Raw genomic sequence first — 25,778 nt, 5'->3', positions numbered from 1 at the left:
GCCCCGACCTGCGGTTTTCAATATCCACACGATGGCACTCCTGCGCGCCCTGATCCGCACCGCACGAATGGTCAGGAACACCCCGCTCCTGGCCTCCGGTCTGACCCCCGACGACGAGGTGCTCCTCGACGCGCCCGACGACCGGCTCGGCCCCGCCCTGGTCGCCGCGGGCCGCGGCGACTACGACCCCGCGGCCAAGCTGCTCGCCATGACCCGCGAGGGCAACGAATGGGAGAACCGCGACCGCTACACGACGCGTCTGGCCGCCTTCGCCCGCTCCCGCTCGGAGTGGTTCGACGACTGGCAGTTCGCCGCGCCGCACGACCCGGACGCGCTGCTCGTCAAGGCCGAGCTCGCGGTCGTCCGCGGCTGGGAGTCACCGGCCCGCGCCGAGCTCCTGCGCGAGACGGCTCCCCTGCTCACCGCTGCCGCCGAAGCCGACCCGCGCGACCCCGTGCCGTGGCGGATCGCCCTGGACCACGCGCGCGGCACCCATGCCCCGCACTCGGTCTTCGACGAGATCTGGGCCGAGGCGGTGCACCGCTCCTCGCACCACTACGGCTGCCACGCCTCGGCGCTGCAGTACCTCTCGGCCGCCTGGTACGGCTCGCACCGCCAGTGCTTCGACTTCGCCGAGCGCGCCGCCCGGGACGCGCTGCCGGGCTCGCTGATCCAGGCGCTGCCCGCGCGGGCCGCGTTCGCGTATCTCACCAGCGCCTCGGGCAGCGTGCCGCGCGAGCGCCTGGACGCCGCGGCGGACCTCGGGATCGCCGTGTCCCTGGAGTACGACGCCGGGGATCCCTGGCCCGCTGAGGTCCGCAACCTCCTCGCCTACGTCCTCGTACGCCTGGAGCGATGGAGCGACGCCCTCGAACAACTGCGCCTCATCGGGGCCTACGCGACCTCCTTCCCCTGGGACCGCATGGCCGACGATCCGCTCGGCCAGTTCCTGGAACTGCGCGACGGGATACGCATCGAAGTGGCCTCCGGGACCCCGCTGCGCACCGGTGGCGGACGCCCGCGCCCCGACGACCATTAGGCTTGAGGCTCGTGACCACCGTCCGGCTTCCGCTCTTCCCGCTCAACTCGGTGCTGTTCCCGGGACTCGTGCTCCCGCTGAACGTGTTCGAGGAGCGTTATCGCGCCATGATGCGCGATCTGCTCAAGACTCCCGACGAGGAGCAGCGCCTCTTCGCGGTCGTCGCGATCCGCGACGGCCTGGAGGTGGCGCCGAGCGCCCCGGGCCTTCCCGACCCCACCTCCCAGCCCGAGCAGGGGCCGACCGCCGGCTTCGGCGACGACCCGCTCAAGGCGTTCCACGCGGTGGGCTGCGTCGCGGACGCGGCGACGATCAGGGAGCGCGCCGACGGCGGCTTCGAGGTCCTCGCCACCGGCACCTCACGCGTACGCCTGCACTCGGTGGACGCCTCGGGCGCCTTCCTGACCGCGGAGGTCGAGGAGCTGCCCGAGGATCCCGGCGAGGAGGCGGGCGCCCTCGCCGAGGGCGTCCTGCGGGCGTTCCGCGCCTACCAGAAGCGCCTCGCGGGGGCCCGCGAGCGGTCCCTGTCAACCGGCGCCGATCTGCCGGACGACCCGTCCGTGGTGTCGTATCTGGTCGCGGCGGCGGCCGTCCTCGACACCCCCACGAAGCAGCGGCTCCTGGAGGCGCCGGACACGGCATCGCGCCTGCACGAGGAGCTGAAACTCCTTCGCGCGGAGACCGCGATCATCCGTAATCTGCCGTCGTTGCCCGCGACGGACCTCACGCGCGGCACCACGAGTCTCAACTGACACGAGCCGCAACTGACGTAAGGCGCGAGCGCTTTGGCGAAGAAGCAGAAGAAACAGCAGAAGCAGCCGGGCACGGGCGGCACCCCGGCGACGGTCGCCCTCACCGCGGCGGGCGCCGAGTACACCGTGCACGCCTACGAGCACGACCCCGCGCACCCCTCGTACGGCGAGGAGGCGGCGCAGGCCATGGGCGTCTCCCCCGACCGGGTCTTCAAGACCCTGGTCGCCGAGGTCGACGGCGAGCTGACGGTGGCCGTGGTCCCCGTGGCGGGCACCCTGAACCTCAAGGCCCTGGCCACGGCGGTCTGCGGCAAGCGCGCGGTGATGGCGGACCCCGCGGCCGCCGAACGCACCACGGGGTACGTACGGGGCGGCATCTCGCCGCTCGGCCAGCGCAAGAAGCTCCGCACGGTCCTGGACGACTCGGCCCCGGCGCACGCCACGATCTGCGTCTCGGCGGGCCGCAGGGGCCTGGAAGTGGAACTGGCCCCCGGCGACCTGGCGCGCCTCACGGGCGCGGTACTGGCCCCGATCGGGCGTGAATAGACCCTCGACGGGGAGCGGCTGCTCGACTAGTACCACCCTCATGTCGAAGAAGACGCGCAAGAGGAAGTGGCGGGTACGCAAGGGCAAGGCGAACCACGGGAGGCGCCCCGCCTGACGTCACGCCCCGGTGGAGTCCTGGCTTCCGTCGGCCCGGTCCGGATCCCCGTAGGGCAGGGGGTAGGGCTCGGGGTCCCGCGGTCCGAAGAGCGCGGTGAGCCCGAGGTGGATCAGCAGCGCCGCCACGGGCCAGGCGAGCAGCGCGCCCTTGGCCTTGAGCTCCAGGGGCGCGTCGAAGGAAACGCCCTTGCCCACGGACTTCGCATGGGCGACGACGTCGGTCTCCGGCCCCAGGAAGATGCCGAGCCGCCAGCCGATCACCGCGGCCAGCAGCCCTCCGGCCGTCAGCCCGACGACCAGCGGGATGCCGCCCCGCTTGCGGAGCAGGAACACCACGGCGCCGCTCACCGCGCCGAATGCCAGTGCGAGCAGAGTGAACGTTCCGTCGACCCCGATCGCCTGCTCGCCCTCGGTGTCCTTGAGGAACACCGCCTCGCTGTCGGCCACCAGCGGAACCCGCGGCGCGAGCCACATCCACAGGAGGCCGAGCAGTACGCCACAGACAGCCACCGCGACCATGATCACCGCGGCCTGCCGCACTTCGGTCTTCATGTCAGGACCGTCCTCCTCGGGAGCCGACGTGGGAACGGCTCCGGACGGCTGAGCGGCTTGCTGCCAGGGGTCGTGCGGGGGCTGGTCACGGGGCGGCTGGGAGGGCGTCAGCGGTGCAGTCACCCACACATGGTGCCAGTCCTGCCCGAGGACCGCGTCACCGCACAGCCGCTCGGCGGTAGGCCCAGGTGGCGATCGCCAGCGAGGCGACGCCGACCCCCGCGCAGACGGCGAGATCGAGAGCGACGGCCGCCCAGTCCGGATCCGGCCCGAAAGTTCGGGCGAACGCCTCGACTCCGTACGTCGAGGGCAGCAGGTCACGGGCGTACTGCAGGAAGCCGGGCATCCGCTCGGCCGGGAGCACACCGAGGAGCAGCGCGGCCGACATGCCCAACTGGCCGAGCAGCGTGGCCAGTTCGGGCCGGGGCGCGAGCAGTCCCAGGGCGGCACCGAACCCGGCGAGCGCGGCACCGGCCAGCGGGATCACCGCGGCGAGCACCCACAGGTTCGCCAGCGGAAGCCCGAAGAGGCCGCATCCGACGACCGCGGTGACGAGCGTGCCCGGCACGGTGAACGAGGCGTAGGCGGCCGCGGCGCCCAGGACCACCGAGGCGGGCGGCACGGGCAGCGTCGCGTAGTGGTCGAGGCCGCCGTCGGCCCGCAGCTGCCCGAAGTACTGGGCGAGCAGGTTGAGCGCGACGAAGGCGACGACGAGCACGGAGGACCCGGCGACGACGGCACGCGCCTCACCGCCCCCGTCGACGACGCCCCGCATCAGGATCATGATCCCGACGGACTGGAAGGTGGCGACGAAGAGCAGCGGAATCCGCGCGACCCGCGCCCGGGACAACTGCGCCCGGTAGACGGCCGCGAGCGAGGGGAACAGCCGCGCACGGGGCCCCAGGGGCGCCGCGGCGTCGCCCTGCTGCTCACGGTCGTCGGCCCGCACTGCGGCTTCCAAAGGAACCGCACTCATCGAACGCCCCTCCTGCTGATGTTCTCGTCACTGCGCCGGGCCGCGGAGAGGGTCACCCCTTCACCAGCCCTTCCCCGTTGCCACCCAGGGCAAGGTACACATCCTCCAGGCTGGGAGTGGCCAGGGTGAAATCGTCCAGCGCCGCGAAGGCGGCCCCGCCGGTGACGGCGGCGACAGCGGCGCGCGCCTCGTCGGGCGCGAGCCGCAACGACCACCGCCGCCCGGACTCCACCGCGGACGAGCGCAGCGCGGCGACCTCGGGGACGTCGAGCGGCGCCCGCTCCCGCCAGACCAGCTCCACCCGCACCTCGCCCGCGACCTGCTCCTTGAGCCCCAGCGGGCTGTCGCAGGCGATGACCTTGCCGTGGTCGAGCACGGCGACGCGGTCCAGGACCGTCTCGGCCTCGATGACGTTGTGGGTGACGAGCAGCACCGTCGTGCCGTGCTCGGCCCTGCGCCGGTCGACCGCGCCCCACACGGCGCGCCGCGCGATGGGGTCCATGCCGGTCGTCGGCTCGTCGAGGACGAGCAGTGGCCGCTCCCCCACCAGGGCGGTGGCGAAGCAGGCGAGCCTGCGCTGGCCGCCGGAGAGCTTCTTCAGGGGCCGCGAGGCGAGCGGGGTGAGCGCGAGCTCTTCGAGTACGCCGTCCCGCTCGGCCCGCGCCGCACGCACGTCGAGGCCGCGCAGCCGCGCGGTCGTCTCGACGGCGAGCGAGACGGTCAGCTCGTCGAGCGCGGTGGATTCCTGCCCCAGGTACGCCAGGAGCCGCGCGGCCCGCTCGGGGTGGCGCAGGATGTCGTGCCCGAGGATCTCGACGCTCCCGCTGTCGGGCCGCATCAGGCCGGTCAGCTGGCGTACGAGGGTGGACTTGCCGGCGCCGTTGGGTCCGAGGAGGCCGAAGATCTCGCCGCGCCTGACCTCCAGGCTGATGCCGTCGGTGGCCCGCACCTCGGGGGTCGCGGGCGTGCCGCGCCTGCCACGGGCGGCGGGATACGTCTTGACGAGGTCGCGCACCGCGCAGACGGCATCGCTGCCGTGACCGTGTCGGAGCCCCTGTCGGACTGCCTGTACCGAGCGCGTACTCACGAAGGACGAGGGTACGGGGTCCCGTGTCCGCCGCGACGCCCGGGGCGTCCCGTACGCCCCGTATCAGTCGTCCGCGGGGCGTGTTCCGCCCCTCGTTCGTGCGCCCGTTCGTGCACCCGTTCGGTCACTCGCCGGAGCGGTCGCCCACCGGGGCGTGCTCGACCGCCGTGTGGACGTCGATCTCGCGCCAGAAGCCCGCCCGGATCGCGTACCTGTCGTGCTCGTCGATCTGGTCGTCCTTGTGGGCGAGCAGACCGAAGCGGGCCGCGTACCGCAGGAGCTCGCCGTCGACGCGGTGCGGGATGCGCGGGTACATCGTCGAGAGCTTCTGGAGGTTGTGCTGTTCCGGCAGGCGGGCCATCCAGCGGCGCGCGAACACCTGCCCGACCTCGAAAGGATCACCGCCGACGGTGGTGATGTCCTCCTCGCGGTCGGCCCAGCGCTGCTCGGCGGTCGTCAGCTGGGCGAGCGTCGGCAGGGCGGCGGCCTCCGGGCTCTCGGCGGCGCCGCCGGGGCGCTCCACCCAGCCCTTGTCGGAGGACCACCGCAGCGTCGCGTTGGTGGGGTGCGGGGAGGCGGCCTGCGTGCCGGGGCCGCGCAGGGCGGCCAGGTCCTTGGGGGTGGGCACGCCCCTGCCCGGCGGGTGGTGGGCGCCGCCGCTGTCGCCGTTGGCCCCGGCTTCGGCGTGCTGAGCGTGCTGGCCGTGCTCGACGTGCTGTCCGTGCTGGACCCCGGCGGCCTCGTCGGCGGCCCGCTGGGCGCTGGCGGCGAGCGCGGACTCGGGCAGGGGCGCGGAGAGGATCGCGGCGATCTCGGGGCGCGGGACCGGCGGGGGCGCGCAGACGCCGGTGAGCTCCTTGGGGCGGACGGCCTTGGTGATCCAGGTCCGGTCCAGGACGCGGCGCTCGTCGGCCTCGGCGACGAGGTCCTCGGACTGGTTGTAGTCCCCGTCGGCGGCCTGCACGGCCCACAGGTGGACGGCGACGCCGTGCTCCTTGGCGGCCATCATGCCGGGCAGCAGGTCCCCGTCGCCGGTGACGAGCACGATGTCCGAGCAGGCGCGGTTGCGGGCCAGCTCCGTCAGCTCGGCGTGCATGGCGGCGTCGACGCCCTTCTGGGCCCACCGTCCGTCGCTGCGGGTCAGGGCGCCGAGCCGGACCGTCACCCGCGGCATGACCCGCAGCCTGCGGTGCTCGGGCTGCGGTACGCGGTCGGGGGCTCCGTCGAACCAGTAGATCCGGAGCAGGGGGCGCTCGGTGTCAGATTCCGCGCGCTCACGGATGCCCTGGATCAGGGCGGTGTGATCGACGGTGATCCGGGACCGGGACGGCTCGCCCGCGAGGAGACTCGCGGCGGCACCCAGCAGATACCCGGCGTCCACCAGGACGATGCAACGGTCCACGCGATCCACCCTCTTTCCCTGGAGATTCCCTGGAAGTAATGGTTCGGGTTTCCTTCGAGTCTGCCCGACCCGGCGGAGGTTAACGGCCGGAACTCGATCTTCGGCGTGGCGTATCTCGTCTTCACTCTCCGACAGGCCTTATTACGCACGGTAATTCTCTGAAATGCGCAGCTTGTCGCCATATGTGAATCTGGTCGCGTCCTGGCCCCCAGATTTCCTTCAGGAGGAAGATCACTATGGCCAAGAACAAGAACCGCAAGCAGGGCGACGACCAGAACCGCGCTTCGGCCGCGGAGCAGGCGCAGGAGCAGGCCAAGTCGTCTGCGGAGCAGGCCGAGCAGCGGGTTCAGTCCGCGGTTCAGTCCCAGGGCAGCCCGGCCGAGGTCGCCCGCAAGCACCAGCGTCGCTTCGGCCACAACTGACGCGCACGCAGGCGTACATGCGTGAAGGGGCGCACCCGGACTTCCGGGTGCGCCCCTTCACATAGCTGTCGGACAGACGTCAGACGGGTGCGACGTACCCGGCCTATCCGGCCAGACAGGACGCGCCGAGCAGCACCTTCAGGTCACCGAAAAGGGCGGGATCCGGCTGCACCCGGTGGCGGTCGAGCCGCAGCACCGTGGTCTTCTGCGACCCCTGGAGCTTGATCCGCACCTCGCTGTTGCCCCGGTGGTGGCTGAGGATCTCGCCGAGGCGGGTGACCATCGGCGGGGTCACCTTCACCGTCGGGATGGTGATCAGGACGGGCGCGTTGGTGCCCGCGTTCGACAGGTCGGGGACCTGCATCTCCATCGCGACCAGGCGCGGCACGTCCTCGCGCTTGTCGAGGCGGCCCTTGACGAACACCACCGCGTCCTCGACGAGTTGGGTCGAGACCAGCTGATAGGTCGCCGGGAAGAACATGCACTCGATGGAGCCCGCGAGGTCCTCGACCGTGGCGATCGCCCAGGCGTTGCCCTGCTTGGTCATCTTGCGCTGGAGGCCGGAGATGATGCCGCCGATGGTGACGATCGAGCCGTCCGAGTAGTCACCGCCGGTGAGTTGCCCGATGCCCGCGTCCGCCTTGTCGGACAGGACGTGCTCCAGGCCGAAGAGCGGGTGGTCGGAGACGTACAGACCGAGCATCTCCCGCTCCTGGGCGAGCAGATACGTCTTTTCCCACTCGTCGGTGGAGAACTCCACGTCGAGCCCGAAGCCCGGCTCGTCGCCGCCCTCGTCGCCCCCGCCGAAGAGGTCGAACTGCCCTTCCGCCTCCTTGCGCTTGACCTGCACGACGTTGTCGATCATCGGCTCGTACTGAGCGGTCAGGCCCTTGCGGGTGTGCCCCATGGTGTCGAAGGCGCCCGCCTTGATCAGAGACTCCGTGGTCCGCTTGTTGCAGGCGGCGGCCTCGACCTTGTCGAGGTAGTCGGGGAACGAGGCGAACTTCCCCTTGGCCTTGCGCGAGCGGACGATCGACTCGACCACGTTCGTACCGACGTTGCGGACCGCTTCCAGGCCGAAGAGGATCACGTCGTCGCCCTGCGCGGCGAAGTTGTGCACGGACTCGTTCACGTTCGGCGGGAGCACCTTGATGCCCATGCGCCGGCACTCGTTGAGGTAGACGGCCGACTTGTCCTTGTCGTCCTTGACCGAGGTGAGCAGCGCCGCCATGTACTCGGCGGGGTAGTTCGCCTTGAGGTAGGCGGTCCAGTACGTGACGAGGCCGTACGCGGAGGAGTGCGCCTTGTTGAACGCGTATCCGGCGAAGGGCACCAGGACGTCCCACAGGGCCTGGATCGCGGCGTCCGAGAAGCCGTTCTTCTTCGCTCCCTCCTGGAAGAGGACGAAGTTCTTCGCCAGCTCGTCGGGCTTCTTCTTGCCCATCACGCGGCGCAGGATGTCGGCTTCACCGAGCGAGTAGCCGGCGATGATCTGCGCGGCCTTCTGCACCTGCTCCTGGTACACGATGAGGCCGTAGGTCAGGCCGAGCGTCTCCTTCAGGGGCTCTTCGAGCTCCGGGTGGATCGGCGTGATCTCCTGGCGGCCGTTCTTGCGCTCCGCGTAGTTGATGTGCGAGTTCATGCCCATCGGGCCCGGCCGGTACAGGGCCGAGACGGCGGAAATGTCCTCGAAGTTGTCGGGCTGCATCTGGCGGAGCAGCGAACGCATCGGGCCGCCGTCGAACTGGAAGACACCGAGGGTGTCACCGCGGCAGAGCAGTTCGAAGGTCTTGGGGTCGTCCAGCGGCAGCGAGAGCATCTCCAGGTCGATGCCCTTGCCCGCCCGCACCATCTTGACGGCGTCGTCCATGATGGTGAGGTTTCGCAGGCCCAGGAAGTCCATCTTGAGCAGGCCGAGCGACTCGCACTGGGGGTAGTCCCACTGCGTGATGGTGACGCCGTCCGTGTGCCGCGTCCAGAGCGGGGCGTGGTCGACGATCGGCTCGCTGGACATGATGACGCCGGCCGCGTGCACACCCATCTGCCGGACCAGGCCCTCGACGCCCTTGGCGGTGTCGATGACCTTCTTCACGTCCGGTTCGTTCTCGTACATCCCCCGGATCTCGCCCGCCTCGCTGTAGCGGGGGTGCTTGGTGTCGGTGATGCCGGAGAGGTCGATGCCCTTGCCGAGGACGTCGGCGGGCATCGCCTTGGTGAGGCGGTCGCCCATCGCGTACGGATATCCGAGCACGCGCGCGGAGTCCTTGATGGCGTTCTTCGCCTTGATCTTTCCGTACGTGCCGATCATGGCGACCTTGTCGGCGCCGTACTTCTCGGTCACGTACCGGATCACTTCGACGCGCCTGCGCTCGTCGAAGTCGATGTCGACATCGGGCATGGAGACGCGCTCGGGGTTGAGGAACCGCTCGAAGATCAGTCCGTGCGTGATCGGGTCGAGGTCGGTGATGCCCATGGCGTACGCGACGATCGAGCCGGCCGCGGAGCCTCGGCCCGGTCCCACCGCGATGCCGTTGTTCTTGGCCCACATGATGAAGTCGGCGACCACGAGGAAGTACCCGGGGAACCCCATCTGGATGATGATGTCCATCTCGTACTCGGCCTGCTTCTGCCGGTCGTCGGGGACACCGTCCGGGTAGCGGCGGCCCATGCCGACCCGGACCTCCTCCTGGAACCAGGTGACTTCGGTGAAGCCGTCCGGGATATCGAACTTGGGCATGAGGTCGCGCTTCTCGAACATCCCGGTGGTGTCGATCTGCTCGGCCACCAGCAGCGTGTTGCGGCAGCCCTCCTGCCAGGCGTCCGAGGAGTCGATGGCGTACATCTCGTCCGTGGACTTCAGGTAGTAGCCGGTGCCGTCGAAGCGGAAGCGGTCCGGGTCCGAGAGGTTCTTGCCGGTCTGGATGCAGAGCAGGGCGTCGTGAGCGGTCGACTCGTGCGCGTACGTGTAGTGCGAGTCGTTCGTGACCAGGGGCGGGATGCCCAGCTCCTTGCCGATCTTCAGCAGGTCGTCGCGGACCCGGCGCTCGATGTCGATGCCGTGGTCCATCAGCTCCAGGAAATAGCGGTCCTTGCCGAAGATGTCCTGGTACTCGCCCGCCGCCTTGCGGGCCTCCTCGTACTGGCCGAGGCGCAGGCGGGTCTGGAGCTCCCCGGAGGGACACCCGGTGGAGGCGATCAGGCCCTCCGACCACTGGGAGATCGTCTCCTTGTCCATGCGCGGCCACTTCTGCAGCCAGCCTTCCGAGTACGCGTCCGAGGAGAGCCGGAAGAGATTGTGCAGACCGGTGCTGTTCGCCGCCCAGATCGTCTTGTGCGTGTAACCACCCGAACCGGACACGTCGTCACGCTTCTGGTGCGGCTGGCCCCACTTGATCTTCCGCTTGTTGCGCCGGGACTCCGGGGCCACATAGGCCTCGATGCCGATGATCGGCGTGACGCCCGCCTTCTGCGCCGAGTGGAAGAAGTCGTACGCCCCGTGCAGGTTGCCGTGGTCGGACATGGCGATATGCGTCATGCCCATCTCATTACAGGCGTTGAACATGTCCTTCAGCCGCGCGGCACCGTCCAGCAGCGAGTACTGGGTGTGGACATGGAGGTGCGTAAAGGGCGGCTTGGTCACGACGGGAGGCCTCCAAAGAACATCGGGCAACCGACTGCGGGCAGTCTGGGGGGACAGCGTGGAAGTCTAATCCGGAGCACTGACAAGCGACGGGCACTCGGGGGTACCGTCGTGCGTTGGACAGGTCGGAACGCCTGTCCCAAATGTCATGCACGACCTGGCACCACCTGTTACCTGGAGGCACCCCGCGATGTCGGAACCGCAGCCCACCGCTGAGCAGCGCGGCGAGCAGATCCTCTCCGTCTTCGACACCGCGTTCGGCGAGCTGCTCGCAGCGGACCCCGCCGCGTTCCGGGTGAAGTTCCGGAAGATGGCCGCCTCCGCCTTCGCGTTCTACCGCGGTACGGCCTGCCTCTTCTACGGGGACCTGGAGCGCGAGCAGCACGGCGGTCCCTACCTGGACGAGCGCACGGGACGGGTGTGGATCCACGGCGACCTGCACGCGGAGAACTTCGGCACGTACATGGACGCCCAGGGCCGTCTGATCTTCAACGTGAACGACTTCGACGAGGCGTACGTGGGCCCCTTCACCTGGGACCTGAAGCGCTTCGCCGCCTCCGCGGCCCTGATCGGGTACACGAAGGCGCTCAGCGACGAACAGATCACCGACCTGGTGCGGATCTACGCGGCGGCCTACCGCGAGCGGATCCACGACCTGGCCACCGGCGCCAAGAGCGACGAGGTGCCGCCCTTCACCCTGGACACCGCCCAGGGCCCGCTCCTGGACGCGCTGCGCGACGCGCGCTCGCTGACCCGCTTCGGGCTCCTGGAGTCCATGACGGAGATCCGCGACTTCGAGCGCCGCTTCGCCCCGGGCGGCGGTTCCATCGAGCTCGACGCGGCCACTCGCTACAAGGTCCTCGCCGCCTTCGACGGCTATCTGGAGACGCTGCCCGAGTCCTCCCTCACCCGCCCCGACTCGTACCGGGTGAAGGACGTCGTCGGACGCCGCGGCATCGGCATCGGCTCCGCGGGCCTGCCTTCGTACAACATCCTCCTGGAGGGCAACAGCGACGCGTTGGAGAACGACGTCGTGATCTACCTCAAGCAGGCCCAGACCCCGGCCGTATCGCGCCACATCACCGACGGCACGGCCCGTGACTACTTCCAGCACGAAGGCCACCGCACGGTCATCTCGCAGCGCGCGCTCCAGGCGCACGCGGACCCGTGGCTCGGCTGGACGGAGCTGGACGGCTCCGGGCAGCTGGTCGCCGAGGTCTCTCCGTACGCCGTGGACCTGGACTGGTCGGACATCGACGACTGGGAGGAGATCGCCGCGGTCATCGCCGACCTGGGCCGCGCCACCGCCACGATGCACTCGGCCGCGGACGACGAGAGCGGCCACTCGGACCTGGTGCCGTTCTCCACGGAGCGCGCGATCGACGCCGCCATCGCGGCGGACGAAGAGGGCTTCGGCGACCTCCTCGTGGACTTCGCGCACGAGTACGGCGCGCGGGCCCGCAAGGACCACCAGATCTTCGTCGACCTGTTCCGCAACGGCCGGATTCCGGGGCTGTAGGCACGAAGACGACGCCGTGCGACTCATAGGCACCCTTTAGGGCTGCCTTACGGGAGCACATGGCACACTCGGCTTCGCGATGGACATATCCGGGACCCAGCTCAGAGCCGTGCGCGCGGCGCTCTTCACGACGCTCGTCGTGACGCTCTCCGCCGCGTCGCACGTCCTGCTGTCCCGGGCGCCGCTGCCGCTGACCACCGTCGCGGTGATCGCCGCCGCGGTCTTCGTCATCGCGTACGCCCTGGCGGGACGCGAGCGCGGATACGGCCGGATCGCCGCCCTGCTGATCCCCCTGGAACTGGCCGCCGACACGGTGTTCACCACGGGCCAGCACGTCTGTTACGGCCAGGCGGGCGGCCCCGTCGCGGGCCCGCTGCGCTCCGTCGGCTTCGACGTGCTGTGCGGCGGCGGCAGCGTCGGTACGCCACTGGCGCAGATGACCGGCGGCGACGGACACCGCGCCGCCGCCGTGCTGCTCGCCGACGCGGACCCGGGCACCGCCTGGCTGCTGCTCGGCGCGCACATCGGGGTCGGCCTGCTCGCGGCGGCCTGGCTGCGGCGCGGCGAGCGCGCCCTGGCCCAGGTCCTGCGCGCGGTGGCCGCCGCCACCTTCCGGCCGCTGCTCGTCGCGGTCGCCGCGGTGGGCATCGGCCTTCGGCCGCCGCGCCGCGCCCCGCGCACCGCGCCCCGGGCCCGGAGCGCGCGTACGCGGCTTCTCGTGCACTTCGTGGGACGGCGTGGACCGCCGTGCTCGGCCGTCTTCGCCTGAGCACCACCGTCCCCACGCATGTCACCCCTACGGAGAACATCATCATGAGCAAGCGCAACAGCCAGGCGGCCAAGTCGGCGGCCCGCGAGCGGATCCGCGCCCAGCAGGAAGCCGAGCGCAAGCGCGAGAAGCGCAAGCGTTCGCTGATCGTCGGCGTCTCCGTCGTCGCGGTCCTCGCGATCGCCGGCGGCGTCGGTTACGCCGTCATGCAGTCCAACAAGCCCGGCCACTGGGACGCCGCCAAGGACGAGAAGCTGGTCAAGCCGGCGAACTCCTCGGGCACCGACGGCACGACCGTCACCCTGGGCAAGGACAGCGCCAAGAAGACCCTCAAGGTCTACGAGGACGCGCGCTGCCCGGTCTGCGCCAGCTTCGAGCAGACGGTCGGCCCGACGGTCGAGAAGGACCTGAAGGACGGCAAGTACAAGATCGAGTTCATCGGTGCCACGTTCCTCGACGGCAACCTCAGCGGCGAGGGCTCCAAGAACGCGCTCAGCGCGCTCGGCGCCGCCCTGAACGTGAGCGACCAGGCCTTCCTCGACTACAAGAAGGCCCTGTTCTCCAAGGAGAACCACCCCACCGAGACGGACGACAAGTTCGCGGACGACTCGGTTCTGACCAAGATCGCGAACGAGGTCCCCGAGCTCAAGAAGAGCAAGACCTTCGCGAAGGACGTCAAGGACGGCACGTACGACCGCTGGGCCCTTGAGATGTCGAAGAAGTTCGACGACAACAAGGACGGCGTCGACGGCACCCCCTCCTTCGTCATGGACGGCAAGAAGCTGACCGGCTCCGACAAGAAGAACGCGCCCTCGACGGTCGAGGACTACAAGACGGCCATCGACGCGGCGCTCAAGGGCTGACCGGACCGAAGGCCGCACGCCGAGCGGCAGGCCAAGAGCGGGCGAACGTTTCACGGTTCGCCCGCTCTTTCGCCTCGTACCGCCCTCTACGCTGGTGACATGAGTGGCCAGGGGGACGTGGTGGACGGGCGCTTCGAGCTGCTGGAGCGGCTCGGCAGCGGGGGCATGGGCACGGTGTGGCGGGCGCGCGACACCGTGCTGCACCGCGAGGTCGCCGTCAAGGAGGTACGGCCCGCGGAGCGGGACCTCACGGGCGAGCAGTCGCGCGTCCTGCGGGAGCGGGTGCTGCGCGAGGCCAGGGCGCTCGCCCGGCTCAACCACCCGCATGTGGTGACGATCCATCACATCGTGGACACGGGCCCGCATCCCTGGCTGGTGATGGAGCTGCTGCCGGGCCGCACGCTCCAGGACCTCCTGGAGCAGGGCACGCTGGCGCCGCGCGAGGCGGCGCGCCTCGGCCGCGAGCTGCTCTCGGCGCTGCGCGTCGCCCACGCGGCGGGCATCCTGCACCGGGACGTGAAGCCCGCCAACGTACTGCTGCGGGGTGAGACCCCCGGCGGCCCGGGCGTCTCCGTCGTCCTCACGGACTTCGGCATCGCCTCGCTGCAGGGCTCCACGCAGCTCACCGCGACCGGCGACCTGATCGGCTCCCCGGAGTACATCGCGCCCGAGCGCATCCGCGGCACGGGCGAGGGCCCGGCGGGCGACCTCTGGTCGCTCGGCCTCGTCCTCTACCTCGCCGTGGAGGGCGTCAGCCCGCTGCGCAGGGCCACGACGCTCGCCACGCTCGCCGCGGTGCTCGACGACCCGGTGCCGCCCCCGGTACGCTCCGGTCCCCTCACGCCGGTCCTGAGCGCCTTGCTCGTACGGGATCCGGCGCTGCGCCCGGACGCGGAGCGCCTGGACGCGATGCTCGCCGCCGTGGCGGACGGGACCTCCTGGCAGCCGACGCAGGCTTCGGCGCGGCCCGCCGTCACGGCGGGGCCGCAGCCCGCCGAGCCCCGAAGACGTACGCCGATGATCGTCGCGGCGGTCTCCGTGGTGCTCGCCCTGGCGGCCGGCGCCGCGCTGGTGCTCGCGCTGCGGGACGGGACGGGGACGGGCCGAGACGAGGGCAAGGGCGGCGGGAGCACCTCCGCGGCCTCACCCAAGGCGTCACCGGAGGCCGTGAGGAAACCCGAGAGCCCGGACGGCTCCCCCGACGCCCCGGCCGCGTCGGGCAGCTGGATGGCCCAGCTCTTCTCCGAGCCGGTCGGCTCCGGCACGGCAGTTCGTGACCGCAGGCTGGCGGCCGTGCGCGAGGACGTGCCGGAGGCGCGGTATCTGCGCACGGACGACTACGCCTCGCTGCGGCCGGGCTTCTGGGTGATCTACGCTCCCGGGCCCTTCGCGGACGGCCGCGCCGCCCTGCGGTTCTGCGCCGAGCGCGGCAGGACGGCCGGCGACGAATGCGTCGGGCGGTACCTCAGCTCCAGCGGCGGCGACTACGGCCTGCAGTGCAAGCCGCCCGCGAGCGCCCCGGTGGGCCGCTGCACGCGCCCCTGAGCCGTCGCGGCAGCGGCTAGAGGGTCTCCAGGAAGCCGATCGCCGTCCGCCAGGTCGCCTCGGCGGCCTCGGCGTCGTAGTCGTCCAGGTCGGGGTCGGTGTAGAGGTGACCGGCCCCGGCGTAGCGGTAGACCTCGACGTCGGCCCCGGTCCGCCCCATCTGGAGGTACCACGCGCTCAGCCAGTCGTCCGTCTCGAACGGGTCCGGCTCGGCGACGTGCAGCTGCACCGGCAGCTCGTCCGCCGTCGCGTTCTCCGCGATGTCGGACGTGCCGTGCAGGAGCAGCAGACCGCGGGCCTTGTCGTCGCCGAGGGCGAGGGTCTGCGCGGTGGCGGCGCCGAAGGAGAACCCGGCGTAGACCAGACCCCGCTCGGAGTAGGGCGCGGCGGCCAGAATCGCCCGCTTCAGGAGCTCCTCCTTGCCGAGCTCGTCCCTGAAGGCCATGCCTTCCTCGACGGTGGCGAAGGTGCGCCCTTCGAACAGATCGGGCGTCGTCACCTCGTGTCCCTCGGCGCGCAGCCGGTCGGCCGCCGCGTGCACCGCGGGCCGCAGCCCGTACGTCGAGTGGAAAAGCATGATGTTCATGAGGCCATCGTGCCACCTACCCTCGGGGGCATGGAGAACGTACTGCGTCCGTTGATCGTGGTCGGCGGCTCGGTCGTGCTCACGCTGGCCGTGGTTTGGCTGGCCGATGTGCTGCTGCGCCGGACCGATGACCGCCACCCCGACAACCCACTGTGGGGTCTGCTGCGCCGCTGCCGGCTGCCACTCCAACTGTCCCTCTGTGCCGCACTGCTGCGCGGCTCGTTCGAACAGGCCAAGATCGCCAAGGACCATTCCGCGGGTATCGCGCAGACCTTGACCCTGGTGCTCATCGGGTCGGTGGCCTGGCTCCTCGTCCGCATCGCGACGGCCGTCGTCGAGGCGACCTACTCCCGCTATGCCGGCGCCCACCGCGATCCGGCCCGCGTCCGCAGGGTGCGTACGCAGGTCACCCTCATCCAGCGGGTGGTCACCGCGGTCGTCGGCGTCGTGGCCGTCGGGGCGATGCTCCTGACGTTCCCCGCCATGCAGGCGGCCGGGACCTCGCTGCTCGCGTCCGCCGGCGTACTGGGCATCGTCGCCGGTGTCGCCGCCCAGTCCACGCTGTCCAATCTCTTCGCCGGGCTGCAGATCGCCTTCGGCGACATGGTGCGGATCGGCGACACCGTCGTCGTGGACGGCGAGTGGGGCACGGTCGACGAGATCACGCTGACCTTCCTCGCCGTGCGGACCTGGGACGAGCGCCGGATCACGATGCCGGTGTCGTACTTCGTCTCGCAGCCCTTCGAGAACTGGTCGCGCGGCGGCTCCCAGATGACCGGCACGGTCTTCTTCCAGCTGGACCACACGGCGCCCATCACGCAGATGCGGGAGAAGCTCCAGGACATCCTGCGCGAGTGCGCCTCCTGGGACGGCAGGGACTGGGGCCTTGCGGTCACGGACACGACGCCGAACACGATCCAGGTCCGCGCCCTGGTCACCGCCAAGGACGCCGACGACATCTGGACGGTGCGGGTCACCGTGCGCGAGCACCTGATCCGCTGGCTGACCGAGCACCACGCGTACGCGCTGCCACGGGTCAACACGGCCTGGGCCGAACTGCCGCCCCAGGACGAGCCCCCGCATCCGCCCCCGCCGATCGTGCCGCGCACCGGCCGGGGCTGAACCCCGCTCCCCGGTCAGGACCGCAGGCTGCGTACGTCCAGCTGGTGCAGGACCCGGTCGACGATCTCGGGATCGGCGCCGGGTTCGCTGCGCGCGGCGAGGATCTCGTGGCGGGCGGCCGACATCATGTCGCGCTGGATGCGCTGGACCGCCTTGAGGCGGTCGGCGCGCTTGGAGTACCGCTCGCGCCGTTCGTCGTCGACGATGTCGGGGCTGATCCTGGCCCCGATGTCGAAGGCCCCGCGCAGCAGCCGCTCCGAGAGGTCCTCCGGGAGCTCCTCGACCTCTTCGATCTCCTTGAGGCGGCGCTTGGCCGCCTTGGCCGCCCGGATGGCGAGGTCCCGCTCGATGGCCCGCTCGACGTCGGTGTCCGCGCGCACCCCGAGCTTGCGCACCAGCCAGGGCAGCGTGAGCCCCTGGACGACGAGGGTCGCCATGATGACGCAGAAGGCGATGAAGATGATCTCGTCACGGGCCGGGAAGGGATCCCCGTTCTCCGTCTTCAGCGGAATGGCGAGCGCGAGGGCGACCGATGCCACGCCGCGCATCCCGGACCACCACATGACCACGGTCTCGCGCCAGGTCGTCGGGATCTCCTCGTCGATGTCCCGCAGCTTGTGCAGCCGCTTGGCGAGCCAGGTCGCGGGCAGCAGCCACATCAGGCGTACGCCGATGACGACCGCGACGACCGCCGCTCCCCAGCCGATCATCTGCCCCTCACGGCCGCTCGCCGTGCCGAAGACGTTGTGCAGTTCGAGCCCGATGAGGCCGAAGGCGACGCCGGTGACCAGGGTGTCGACGATCTGCCAGAACGTCTGCCCGGTGATCCGCCCGAGCACGTCGTCGGCGTCGGCGGCGTGCTCCGCGAGGTAGAGCGCGGTGGTCAGTACGGCGAGGACTCCGGAGCCCATCAGCTCCTCGGCCAGGACGTAGCTCACGAAGGGCACGAGCAGCGTCAGGCCGGTCTGCAGGGTGGCCTCGCCGAGCAGCCCCATGAGCTTGTTGGTGAGCCAGCCCAGCGCCAGCCCTATGGCGACGGCGACCACCGCGGAGAGCACCAGCTGCCCCACCGCCGAAGGCCACGAGAACGTTCCGCTCACCGCCGCCGCGATCGCCACGTGGTAGAGCACGATCGCCGTGACGTCGTTGAAGAGGCCCTCCCCCTCCAGGATCGACACGAGCCGCCGCGGCAGCCCGAGCGATCCGGCGACGGCGGTCGCGGCGACCGGGTCGGGCGGCGCCACGAGCGCGCCGAGCGCCACGGCGGCGGCGATCGGCAGCCCGGGTACGACCGAGTTGGCGATGGCGGCGACCGCGGCCGTCGTGACGAAGACGAGGGCCACGGCGAGCAGGAAGATGGGGCGTCTGTTGGCCGCGAACTGCCGCCAGGAGGTGCGCTGGACGGACGCGTACAGCAAGGGGGGAAGGACCAGCGGGAGGATGTAGTCGGGCGGGAGCTCGACGTTCGGGACCCAGCTGACGAAGGCGAGAACGATCCCGGCCAGCGTCATGAGCACGGGCGCGGGCAGCCCGAGCCGGTCCCCCAGCGGCACCGTCACGACGGCGCCGAGCAGAAGGACGAGCAGCAGCGCCAGTTGATCCACGGTGCGTCCTTTGGCGGTTGAGACAGTTCGAGGCTGGGACGATCAAGACCTCAACCCTGCCACGCATTCACCGCGAACCGGGCCAATGCCCCTCGGAGCCCTTACGCGCCAGGAGAGCCGGGCGGAGAGACAGCGCCTTGGTCCAGCGGCTTGCGCATCGCCCGGTGCGGGATGCCCGCGTCCGGGAACTCGGGGCCGTAGACGACGTACCCCAGCCGTTCGTAGAACCCCAGCGCGTGCGTCTGCGCGTGCAGGTCGATCGCGGTGAGGCCACGCGCGCGTGCCGCGTCCTCGATCGCCCGCACCAGGGCCGCACCGACTCCGAGTCCGCGCGCGGCCCGCGTCACCGCGAGCCGGCCGAGCGCGCCCACGTCGGGGTCTCCGCCGTTCTTCGCCGCGGCGGCGGCGCCGGACAGCAGGCGGCCCGTGCCCAGCGGCAGCCCGTCCTCGCGGACCGCGAGCACGTGCACGGCCCCGGCGTCGTACGCGTCGTACTCAAGATCCTCGGGGACCTGCTGCTCGACGACGAAGACTTCCTTGCGGACCCTGAAGCAGGCCTCCAGGTCGTCGGCTTCGGCCGCTACCCGGCAGCTGACCCCGGTGCTCATTCGCTCTCGGCCCGCACCCGGTCGAGGGCCTGCTGGAGGTCGTCCGGGTAGGTGCTCTCGAACTCCACCCACTGCCCGTCACCGGGGTGCTCGAAGCCGAGCCGCACCGCGTGCAGCCACTGGCGGGTGAGGCCGAGCCGCTTGGCGAACGTCGGGTCGGCGCCGTACGTCAGGTCGCCCACGCACGGGTGGCGGTGGGCCGCCATGTGCACGCGGATCTGGTGCGTGCGCCCCGTCTCCAGCTTGATGTCGAGCAGCGAGGCCGCGCGGAACGCCTCGATGAGGTCGTAGTGCGTGACGGAGGGCTTGCCCTCGGCCGTGACCGCCCACTTGTAGTCGTGGTTCGGGTGGCGCCCGATGGGGGCGTCGATCGTGCCGCTCATCGGGTCGGGGTGGCCCTGCACCAGCGCGTTGTAACGCTTGTCGACCGTGCGCTCCTTGAACTGCCGCTTCAGGGAGGTGTACGCGCGCTCCGACTTGGCGACCGTCATCAGACCGGAGGTGCCCACGTCGAGGCGGTGCACGATGCCCTGGCGCTCGGCGGCTCCGGAGGTCGAGATGCGGTACCCGGCGGCCGCGAGGCCACCGATCACCGTGGTGCCGGTCCAGCCGGGGCTCGGGTGCGCGGCCACGCCGACCGGCTTGACGATCACGAGGATGTCGTCGTCGTCATGGATGATCTCCATGCCCTCGACGGGCTCGGCGACGATCTGCACCGGAGCGGGCGCCTGCGGCATCTCCACCTCCAGCCAGGCGCCGCCGTGCACACGCTCGGACTTGCCGACCACGCTGCCGTCGACCATCACCTTGCCTGCCGCCGCCAGCTCGGCGGCCTTCGTGCGGGAAAAACCGAACATGCGAGAGATGGCGGCGTCGACGCGCTCGCCCTCCAGGCCGTCCGGCACGGGCAGGGTACGGATCTCGGGAATCGTGCTCACCCATTGAGTATGCAGGAGGCCACCGACACTCCCGCACCACGAGCCCCCGCCCGGAACCCTGCTCAGTCCTTGTGGACGGTCCCGTCCGGGTCCAGGCCGCGGAAGGAGAGAATCACGATCAGGAAGCCGCCGCACACGATCGCCGAGTCCGCGAGGTTGAACACCGCGAAGCCCTTCGGCGCGATGAAGTCGACCACCGCTCCCTCGAACACTCCGGGAGCACGGAAGATCCGGTCGGTGAGGTTGCCCAGGGCGCCGCCGAGCAGCATGCCGAGGGCGATCGCCCACGGCAGGCTGTAGAGCTTGCGGGCCAGGCGGACGATCACCACGATCACGGCCGCCGCGATGCAGGTGAAGATGACGGTGAAGGCCTCACCCATCCCGAAGGCCGCGCCCGCGTTCCGGATGGCGTTGAACTGCAGCAGGTCACCGATGATCTCGATCGGCTCGTGGTGCTCCAGCTTCGCGACGACGATCATCTTGGTGACGAGGTCCAGGGCGTACGCGAGCACGGCCACCGCGAACAGGACGAGGATCTTGCGCTTGCCCTTGGGCCGCTGCTCGTCCGGCGAGACCTGCTCGTCGGACGAAGCCTTCTCGTCCTGCCCCGCCGCCTCAGGGTTGTCCGGCGTACCGATGATGCGCTCCGCCTCTGCCACGTGAGTCCCTCGACCTAGGTACCTGACTGGGGACGAGGGTAATGCACACACGTGCGGGAGCAGGTGGTCAGGCCGTGTTCAGTAGCGTCGTTCCTGCTTCTGCTTGCAGTCCATGCACAGGGTCGCGCGAGGGAAGGCCTGCATGCGCGCCTTGCCGATGGGATTGCCGCAGTTCTCGCAGATGCCGTACGTACCGGCGTCGAGCCGCTCCAGGGCGCGCTCGGTCTGTTCGAGCATCTCGCGCGCGTTGGCGGCCAGCGACATCTCGTGTTCCCGCGTGATGTTCTTCGTGCCGGTGTCCGCGTCGTCGTCGCCCGCGCCGTCCCCGGAGTCCCGCATCAGACCCGCGAGGGCGTCCTCGGAGGAGGAGATCTCGGATCCGAGCCGCAGCGCCTCGCTCTGGAGCTCCGCTCGGGCCTCAGCGACCTCCTCCGGGGTCCAGGGGTCCTCGCCGGGCCGGACGGCCAGCTCGCCCGGCTCCGCGGCGGCGACACGCGCTTTGGGCACCGCGGTCGGCTTCTTCGCTGCCGTCGCCGTGCCCGGAGTCTTCTTCGTGACCACTGTCGTGGCTCCCGTCGTCTCCGCGGCCTGAGCCGCACCCTCGGCCGCTGTCGCGGCCGTCTTCTTGGCCGTGCTCTTCCTGGCCGTGCTCTTCTTGGCAGCTGTTTTCTTCGCCGGAGCGGCTTTCTTCGCCGGAGGGGCCTTCTTCGCGGCGGGAGCCTTCTCTGCCGCGGCGGCCTCCTTGGCGGAGGCATCCCCGGCCGGTGTCTTCTTGCCCGCGTCGGCGACCTTGGCGACCGCCTTCTTGGCGACGGCCTTCTTGACGGCCGCCTTCTTGGCGACGGCCTTCTTGGCCGCCGCCTTCTTCGTGGTCTTCCCGGCCGCGCCGTTCTCGCCCGTGGGCTCCTCGCGCCCTGTGGCCGCGCCCGTGGTGCTGCCTGACGCCGAATGCTGTACGGCGGTCTTCTTCGCCACCATGGCCGCGGCCCCTTCACATATTGTGATCTTGCTCGCGCAAATCGTGCTGGGACGATAAATCGACTCAGGGCCCGCGGCAACGGGGCACGCCGCTAGGTACGCCCGCCCCACGGGTCCGGCGCGGCGAGCATGCATGCGTTGTGCCCAGCTCCCAGCCGGGTAATCCGGCCGGTGCGAGGGGCCAGGATCCGGGCGCTCCGCATGTCGCCATTCGGGTCAGTCGGCCCGGTCCCGAAGGGTCCTCGAAGGGGCCTCGACGAGACCGGCCCGGAGACCGTTTCTAGGCAGAAATCAGGCATAAAATAAGTCATGACAGGAGAAGGTGCGTCATGCGTAAAACAGCCGACTGCCGCGAATTCCCGAGCGAGACCAACTGCTCCCTCGCCATCTCCGGCGAGGAGGAAGAAGTGGTCCGCGCCGCCAGCGAGCACGCCGTGTCCGTCCACGGGCACACCGACAGCCCCGAGCTGCGGAAGATGGTCCGTGACTCCCTGCGGGACGAGGTCCCCCAGCACGCCTGAGGCGGCGCCCCGAAATCCGGTCGGCCCCGTGCACCCCGTCCCCGTACACTGGCCGGAGCGAGAAGCGTGGATGGGGACGAGTAGCGGCGTACGCGGCCATGAGCGACCCGGGGACGGTGTGAGCCCGGGGGCAGGCACGACGCGAAGATCACCCCTGAGCCGCCGGAAGAACCACCGGCAGTGGGCCCCCGGGCCCGCCGCCGGCCAGTAGACCCGGTATCGCTACCCCAATGAGGGGGCTTTCCCGGACGCCACACGCGTCAGGGAGGCCAAGGAGGGTGGTACCGCGGGAGCGCGACAAGCGGCTCTCGTCCCTCCGACGGAACGGAATCGTCCGCCGGAGGAAGCGCGTTGAACACGCAGCCGTTGCACACGCAGCCGCAGTACCGCCAGGTGCCCGCCCAGGTCGACCTGCCCGCCCTCGAGCACGCCGTGCTCGACTTCTGGCGCGAGCAGAAGATCTTCGACAAGAGCCTGGAGCAGTCCGAGGGGCGCCCCGAGTGGGTGTTCTACGAGGGCCCGCCCACCGCCAACGGCATGCCGGGCGCCCACCACATCGAGGCCCGCGTCTTCAAGGACGTCTTCCCGCGCTTTCGCACCATGCGGGGTTATCACGTGGCCCGCAAGGCCGGTTGGGACTGTCACGGCCTGCCCGTCGAGCTCGCGGTCGAGAAGGAGCTCGGGTTCAACGGCAAGAAGGACATCGAGGCGTACGGCATCGCCGAGTTCAACGCCAAGTGCCGCGACTCCGTGACCCGGCACACCGACGCCTTCGCCGACCTCACGACCCGTATGGGCTACTGGGTCGACCTGGACGACGCGTACCGCACCATGAACCCCGAGTACGTCGACTCGGTGTGGTGGTCCCTGAAGGAGATCTTCAACAAGGACCTCCTGGTCCAGGACCACCGCGTCGCCCCCTGGTGCCCGCGCTGCGGCACCGGCCTCTCCGACCACGAGCTGGCGCAGGGCTACGAGACGGTCGTCGACCCCTCCGTCTTCGTCCGCTTCCCGCTCACCTCCGGGCCCCTCGCGGGCGAGGCCGCCCTCCTGGTGTGGACGACCACCCCGTGGACCCTCGTCTCCAACACCGCGGTCGCCGCGCACCCGGACGTCACGTACGTCGTCGCGACGAACGGCTCGGCGGATTCCGAGAAGCTCGTCGTCGCCGAGCCGCTCCTCGAGAAGGCGCTCGGCGAGGGCTGGGTGGCCACCGGCCAGACCTTCACCGGCGCCGAGATGGAGCGCTGGACCTATCAGCGCCCCTTCGATCTGGTGGAGTTCCCCGCCCCCGCGCACTACGTGGTCAACGCCGACTACGTGACCACCGAGGACGGCACCGGTCTGGTCCACCAGTCCCCCGCCTTCGGTGAGGACGACCTCAAGGTCTGCCGCTCGTACGGCCTCCCGGTCGTGAACCCCGTGCGCCCCGACGGCACCTTCGAGGAGGACGTCCCGCTCGTGGGCGGTGTCTTCTTCAAGAAGGCCGACGAAAAGCTCACCGCGGACCTCCAGGACCGCGGTCTGCTCTTCAAGCACATCCCGTACGAGCACAGCTATCCGCACTGCTGGCGCTGCCACACCGCGCTCCTCTATTACGCGCAGCCGTCCTGGTACATCCGCACGACGGCCATCAAGGACCGCCTCCTCCAGGAGAACGAGAAGACCAACTGGTTCCCCGACTCGGTCAAGCACGGCCGCTTCGGCGACTGGCTGACCAACAACGTCGACTGGGCCCTTTCCCGCAACCGCTACTGGGGCACCCCGCTGCCCATCTGGCGCTGCGAGGAAGGCCACTTGACCTGTGTGGGCTCCCGCGCCGAGCTCTCCGACCTGACGGGCACCGACCAGTCGGAGCTCGACCCGCACCGCCCGTACATCGACGCGGTGACCTTCCCCTGCCCGACCTGCCAGGAGACCGCGACGCGCGTCCCCGAGGTCATCGACGCCTGGTACGACTCCGGTTCGATGCCGTTCGCGCAGTGGGGATACCCGCACAAGAACAAGGAGCTCTTCGAGAGCCGGTACCCGGCGCAGTTCATCTCGGAGGCCATCGACCAGACCCGCGGCTGGTTCTACACGCTGATGGCGGTCGGCACGCTCGTCTTCGACAAGTCGTCCTACGAGAACGTGGTCTGCCTCGGCCACATCCTCGCCGAGGACGGCCGCAAGATGTCCAAGCACCTGGGCAACACCCTGGACCCGATCCCGCTGATGGACCAGCACGGCGCCGACGCCGTGCGCTGGTTCATGGCGGCCGGCGGCTCCCCGTGGGCGGCACGCCGCGTGGGCCACGGCACCATCCAGGAGGTCGTCCGCAAGACGCTCCTCACGTACTGGAACACGGTCGCCTTCCAGGCCCTGTACGCCCGTACGTCGAAGTGGGCCCCCAGCGACGCCGACCCGGCGCCCGCGGAGCGCCCGCTCCTGGACCGCTGGCTGCTCAGCGAGCTGCACGCGCTCACCGACCAGGTCACCCAGGCCCTGGAGGGCTACGACACCCAGCGCGCGGGCAAGCTCCTGTCCACGTTCGTCGACAACCTCTCGAACTGGTACGTACGCCGCTCCCGCCGCCGCTTCTGGCAGGGCGACAAGGCGGCCCTGCGCACCCTGCACGAGGTACTGGAGACGGTCACCCGCCTCATGGCCCCGCTGACGCCGTTCATCGCCGAGCGGGTCTGGCAGGACCTGGTGGTGACGGTCACACCGGACGCACCGGAGTCGGTCCACCTGACGTCCTGGCCGGAAGCCGACCTGTCGGCGATCGACCCGGACCTGTCGCGCCAGATGGTGCTCGTCCGCCGCCTGGTGGAGCTGGGCCGCGCCACGCGCGCGGAGTCGGGCGTCAAGACCCGCCAGCCGCTGTCCCGCGCCCTGATCGCGGCCACCGGCTTCGAGTCGCTCAACCCGGAGCTGCACGCCCAGATCACCGAGGAGCTCAACGTCTCCTCGCTCGCGTCGCTCTCCGAAGTCGGCGGCTCACTGGTCGACACCACCGCGAAGGCGAACTTCCGCGCCCTGGGCAAGCGGTTCGGCAAGGGCGTCCAGGCGGTCGCCAAGGCCGTCGCCGACGCGGACGCTGCCGCGCTGTCCCTGGCCCTGCGCGAGGGCACGGCATCGGTCGAGGTCGACGGCGAGAAGATCACGCTGGCCCCGGACGAGGTCATCATCACGGAGACCCCGCGCGAGGGCTGGTCGGTGGCGTCCGACTCCGGTGCCACGGTCGCCCTCGACCTGGAGATCACCGAGGAGCTGCGCAGGGCGGGCCTCGCCCGTGACGCGATCCGCCTGATCCAGGAGGCCCGCAAGAACAGCGGCCTGGACGTCGCGGACCGGATCGCCCTGCGCTGGACCTCCACGGACCCGGCCGTGATCACGGCCCTGTCCGACCACGCCGAGCTGATCGCGGACGAGGTGCTCGCCACGGACTTCGGACAGGGCGAGGCCGACGACGCGTACGGCGAGACGTTCACGGACGAGTCGCTGTCCCTGACGTTCCGCCTCCGCAAGGCGTAAGCGCATCGACGAAGGCC

The 25,778-nt window shown here is 70.5% G+C and carries 22 protein-coding genes; 11 read left to right on the top strand and 11 right to left on the bottom strand.

All coding sequences use genetic code 11. The annotated features are described in order from the left end of the window. Window positions 1-31 precede the first annotated feature (31 nt). From ACFUPX_RS27090 to ybaK, 3 genes are read left to right on the top strand one after another with little or no spacing between them, the layout of a single operon-like run. Window positions 32-1,039, top strand: a complete 1,008-nt coding sequence (locus tag ACFUPX_RS27090) for a hypothetical protein (RefSeq protein ID WP_383327894.1) — start codon at window positions 32-34, stop codon at window positions 1,037-1,039. 11 nt (window positions 1,040-1,050) lie between these two features. Beyond that, a complete protein-coding gene (locus tag ACFUPX_RS27085) occupies window positions 1,051-1,791 on the top strand; it encodes an LON peptidase substrate-binding domain-containing protein (RefSeq protein WP_383327891.1) in 741 nt (246 codons plus the stop codon). Window positions 1,792-1,824: 33 nt separating this feature from the next. Beyond that, window positions 1,825-2,337 (top strand): Cys-tRNA(Pro) deacylase, encoded by a 513-nt coding sequence (gene ybaK / locus ACFUPX_RS27080; RefSeq protein ID WP_383327888.1) that lies wholly within the window; start codon window positions 1,825-1,827, stop codon window positions 2,335-2,337. Between the two features lie 117 nt (window positions 2,338-2,454). Here the strand turns inward: ybaK and ACFUPX_RS27075 are convergent, their stop codons facing one another. From ACFUPX_RS27075 to ACFUPX_RS27060, 4 genes are all read right to left on the bottom strand, one after another. Then, window positions 2,455-3,129, bottom strand: coding sequence for a DUF2567 domain-containing protein (locus tag ACFUPX_RS27075; protein WP_383327885.1), 675 nt, complete (start codon window positions 3,127-3,129; stop codon window positions 2,455-2,457). Window positions 3,130-3,163: 34 nt separating this feature from the next. Beyond that, entirely contained in the window at window positions 3,164-3,982 is an 819-nt protein-coding gene (locus ACFUPX_RS27070) for an ABC transporter permease (RefSeq protein ID WP_383327882.1), read from the bottom strand. Window positions 3,983-4,034: 52 nt separating this feature from the next. Beyond that, complete coding sequence (locus tag ACFUPX_RS27065) at window positions 4,035-5,069, bottom strand: ABC transporter ATP-binding protein (protein ID WP_383327879.1); 1,035 nt, start codon at window positions 5,067-5,069, stop codon at window positions 4,035-4,037. Window positions 5,070-5,193: 124 nt separating this feature from the next. Then, window positions 5,194-6,471, bottom strand: coding sequence for an NYN domain-containing protein (locus tag ACFUPX_RS27060; protein WP_383327876.1), 1,278 nt, complete (start codon window positions 6,469-6,471; stop codon window positions 5,194-5,196). 236 nt (window positions 6,472-6,707) lie between these two features. Between ACFUPX_RS27060 and ACFUPX_RS27055 the strand changes: the two genes are divergently transcribed. Beyond that, window positions 6,708-6,893, top strand: coding sequence for a hypothetical protein (locus ACFUPX_RS27055; RefSeq protein WP_383271199.1), 186 nt, complete (start codon window positions 6,708-6,710; stop codon window positions 6,891-6,893). 103 nt (window positions 6,894-6,996) lie between these two features. On the opposite strand, the gene dnaE is transcribed toward ACFUPX_RS27055, so the two are convergent. Further along, window positions 6,997-10,533 carry a DNA polymerase III subunit alpha gene (gene dnaE, locus ACFUPX_RS27050; protein WP_383327872.1) on the bottom strand — a complete coding sequence of 1,179 codons (3,537 nt, stop codon included), beginning with the start codon at window positions 10,531-10,533 and terminating at the stop codon, window positions 6,997-6,999. Between the two features lie 190 nt (window positions 10,534-10,723). Between dnaE and ACFUPX_RS27045 the strand changes: the two genes are divergently transcribed. From ACFUPX_RS27045 to ACFUPX_RS27030, 4 genes are all read left to right on the top strand, one after another. Then, window positions 10,724-12,052 (top strand): DUF2252 domain-containing protein, encoded by a 1,329-nt coding sequence (locus ACFUPX_RS27045; RefSeq protein ID WP_383327869.1) that lies wholly within the window; start codon window positions 10,724-10,726, stop codon window positions 12,050-12,052. 79 nt (window positions 12,053-12,131) lie between these two features. Beyond that, entirely contained in the window at window positions 12,132-12,821 is a 690-nt protein-coding gene (locus tag ACFUPX_RS27040) for a hypothetical protein (protein WP_383327866.1), read from the top strand. A 44-nt stretch (window positions 12,822-12,865) separates the two neighbouring features. Continuing rightward, complete coding sequence (locus ACFUPX_RS27035; RefSeq protein WP_383327863.1) at window positions 12,866-13,684, top strand: thioredoxin domain-containing protein; 819 nt, start codon at window positions 12,866-12,868, stop codon at window positions 13,682-13,684. A 99-nt stretch (window positions 13,685-13,783) separates the two neighbouring features. Next, on the top strand, window positions 13,784-15,229 hold the full coding sequence (locus ACFUPX_RS27030) for a serine/threonine-protein kinase (RefSeq protein ID WP_383327860.1): 1,446 nt from the start codon (window positions 13,784-13,786) through the stop codon (window positions 15,227-15,229). A gap of 16 nt (window positions 15,230-15,245) precedes the next feature. Here ACFUPX_RS27030 and ACFUPX_RS27025 read toward each other — a convergent pair whose 3' ends face one another. Continuing rightward, complete coding sequence (locus tag ACFUPX_RS27025; protein ID WP_383327857.1) at window positions 15,246-15,815, bottom strand: dienelactone hydrolase family protein; 570 nt, start codon at window positions 15,813-15,815, stop codon at window positions 15,246-15,248. Between the two features lie 30 nt (window positions 15,816-15,845). On the opposite strand from ACFUPX_RS27025, the gene ACFUPX_RS27020 reads away from it, so the two are divergent. After that, window positions 15,846-16,937 (top strand): mechanosensitive ion channel family protein, encoded by a 1,092-nt coding sequence (locus ACFUPX_RS27020; protein ID WP_383327854.1) that lies wholly within the window; start codon window positions 15,846-15,848, stop codon window positions 16,935-16,937. Window positions 16,938-16,951: 14 nt separating this feature from the next. On the opposite strand, the gene ACFUPX_RS27015 is transcribed toward ACFUPX_RS27020, so the two are convergent. The 5 genes from ACFUPX_RS27015 to ACFUPX_RS26995 form a co-directional block, all read right to left on the bottom strand. Further along, the gene (locus ACFUPX_RS27015) at window positions 16,952-18,541 is read right to left on the bottom strand and encodes a Na+/H+ antiporter (RefSeq protein WP_383327851.1); all 1,590 of its coding nucleotides are present in this window, start codon (window positions 18,539-18,541) and stop codon (window positions 16,952-16,954) included. Window positions 18,542-18,642: 101 nt separating this feature from the next. Further along, window positions 18,643-19,149 carry a GNAT family N-acetyltransferase gene (locus ACFUPX_RS27010; RefSeq protein ID WP_383327848.1) on the bottom strand — a complete coding sequence of 169 codons (507 nt, stop codon included), beginning with the start codon at window positions 19,147-19,149 and terminating at the stop codon, window positions 18,643-18,645. After that, window positions 19,146-20,087 (bottom strand): RluA family pseudouridine synthase, encoded by a 942-nt coding sequence (locus ACFUPX_RS27005; protein WP_383327845.1) that lies wholly within the window; start codon window positions 20,085-20,087, stop codon window positions 19,146-19,148. Before ACFUPX_RS27005 ends, ACFUPX_RS27010 begins: the two co-directional genes overlap by 4 nt. Window positions 20,088-20,149: 62 nt before the next feature. Then, the gene (gene lspA / locus ACFUPX_RS27000; RefSeq protein WP_383327842.1) at window positions 20,150-20,746 is read right to left on the bottom strand and encodes a signal peptidase II; all 597 of its coding nucleotides are present in this window, start codon (window positions 20,744-20,746) and stop codon (window positions 20,150-20,152) included. A 78-nt stretch (window positions 20,747-20,824) separates the two neighbouring features. Beyond that, window positions 20,825-21,724, bottom strand: coding sequence for a TraR/DksA family transcriptional regulator (locus ACFUPX_RS26995; protein WP_383327839.1), 900 nt, complete (start codon window positions 21,722-21,724; stop codon window positions 20,825-20,827). A 329-nt stretch (window positions 21,725-22,053) separates the two neighbouring features. On the opposite strand from ACFUPX_RS26995, the gene ACFUPX_RS26990 reads away from it, so the two are divergent. Then, window positions 22,054-22,245, top strand: a complete 192-nt coding sequence (locus ACFUPX_RS26990) for a DUF1059 domain-containing protein (protein WP_383327836.1) — start codon at window positions 22,054-22,056, stop codon at window positions 22,243-22,245. A gap of 366 nt (window positions 22,246-22,611) precedes the next feature. Beyond that, window positions 22,612-25,761 carry an isoleucine--tRNA ligase gene (ileS, locus tag ACFUPX_RS26985; protein WP_383328014.1) on the top strand — a complete coding sequence of 1,050 codons (3,150 nt, stop codon included), beginning with the start codon at window positions 22,612-22,614 and terminating at the stop codon, window positions 25,759-25,761. Window positions 25,762-25,778: the final 17 nt, after the last annotated feature.

Origin of the sequence: Streptomyces sp. NPDC057302 (assembly GCF_042667685.1) — a bacterium.
GTDB lineage: Bacteria > Actinomycetota > Actinomycetes > Streptomycetales > Streptomycetaceae > Streptomyces.
Note: the sequence above shows the minus strand (reverse complement) of the source record. Positions and strands in the feature narration are given on the sequence as shown.

Coding starts and splice junctions, on each gene's coding strand:
- ACFUPX_RS27030 (WP_383327860.1), top strand. CDS start 13,784: ATGAGTGGCCAGGGGGACGTGGTGGACGGGCGCTTCGAGCTGCTGGAG.
- ACFUPX_RS27055 (WP_383271199.1), top strand. CDS start 6,708: ATGGCCAAGAACAAGAACCGCAAGCAGGGCGACGACCAGAACCGCGCT.
- ACFUPX_RS27020 (WP_383327854.1), top strand. CDS start 15,846: ATGGAGAACGTACTGCGTCCGTTGATCGTGGTCGGCGGCTCGGTCGTG.
- ACFUPX_RS26990 (WP_383327836.1), top strand. CDS start 22,054: ATGCGTAAAACAGCCGACTGCCGCGAATTCCCGAGCGAGACCAACTGC.
- ACFUPX_RS26995 (WP_383327839.1), bottom strand. CDS start 21,724: ATGGTGGCGAAGAAGACCGCCGTACAGCATTCGGCGTCAGGCAGCACC.
- ACFUPX_RS27070 (WP_383327882.1), bottom strand. CDS start 3,982: ATGAGTGCGGTTCCTTTGGAAGCCGCAGTGCGGGCCGACGACCGTGAG.
- ACFUPX_RS27010 (WP_383327848.1), bottom strand. CDS start 19,149: ATGAGCACCGGGGTCAGCTGCCGGGTAGCGGCCGAAGCCGACGACCTG.
- ACFUPX_RS27025 (WP_383327857.1), bottom strand. CDS start 15,815: ATGAACATCATGCTTTTCCACTCGACGTACGGGCTGCGGCCCGCGGTG.
- ACFUPX_RS27035 (WP_383327863.1), top strand. CDS start 12,866: ATGAGCAAGCGCAACAGCCAGGCGGCCAAGTCGGCGGCCCGCGAGCGG.
- ACFUPX_RS27045 (WP_383327869.1), top strand. CDS start 10,724: ATGTCGGAACCGCAGCCCACCGCTGAGCAGCGCGGCGAGCAGATCCTC.
- ACFUPX_RS27090 (WP_383327894.1), top strand. CDS start 32: ATGGCACTCCTGCGCGCCCTGATCCGCACCGCACGAATGGTCAGGAAC.
- ACFUPX_RS27040 (WP_383327866.1), top strand. CDS start 12,132: ATGGACATATCCGGGACCCAGCTCAGAGCCGTGCGCGCGGCGCTCTTC.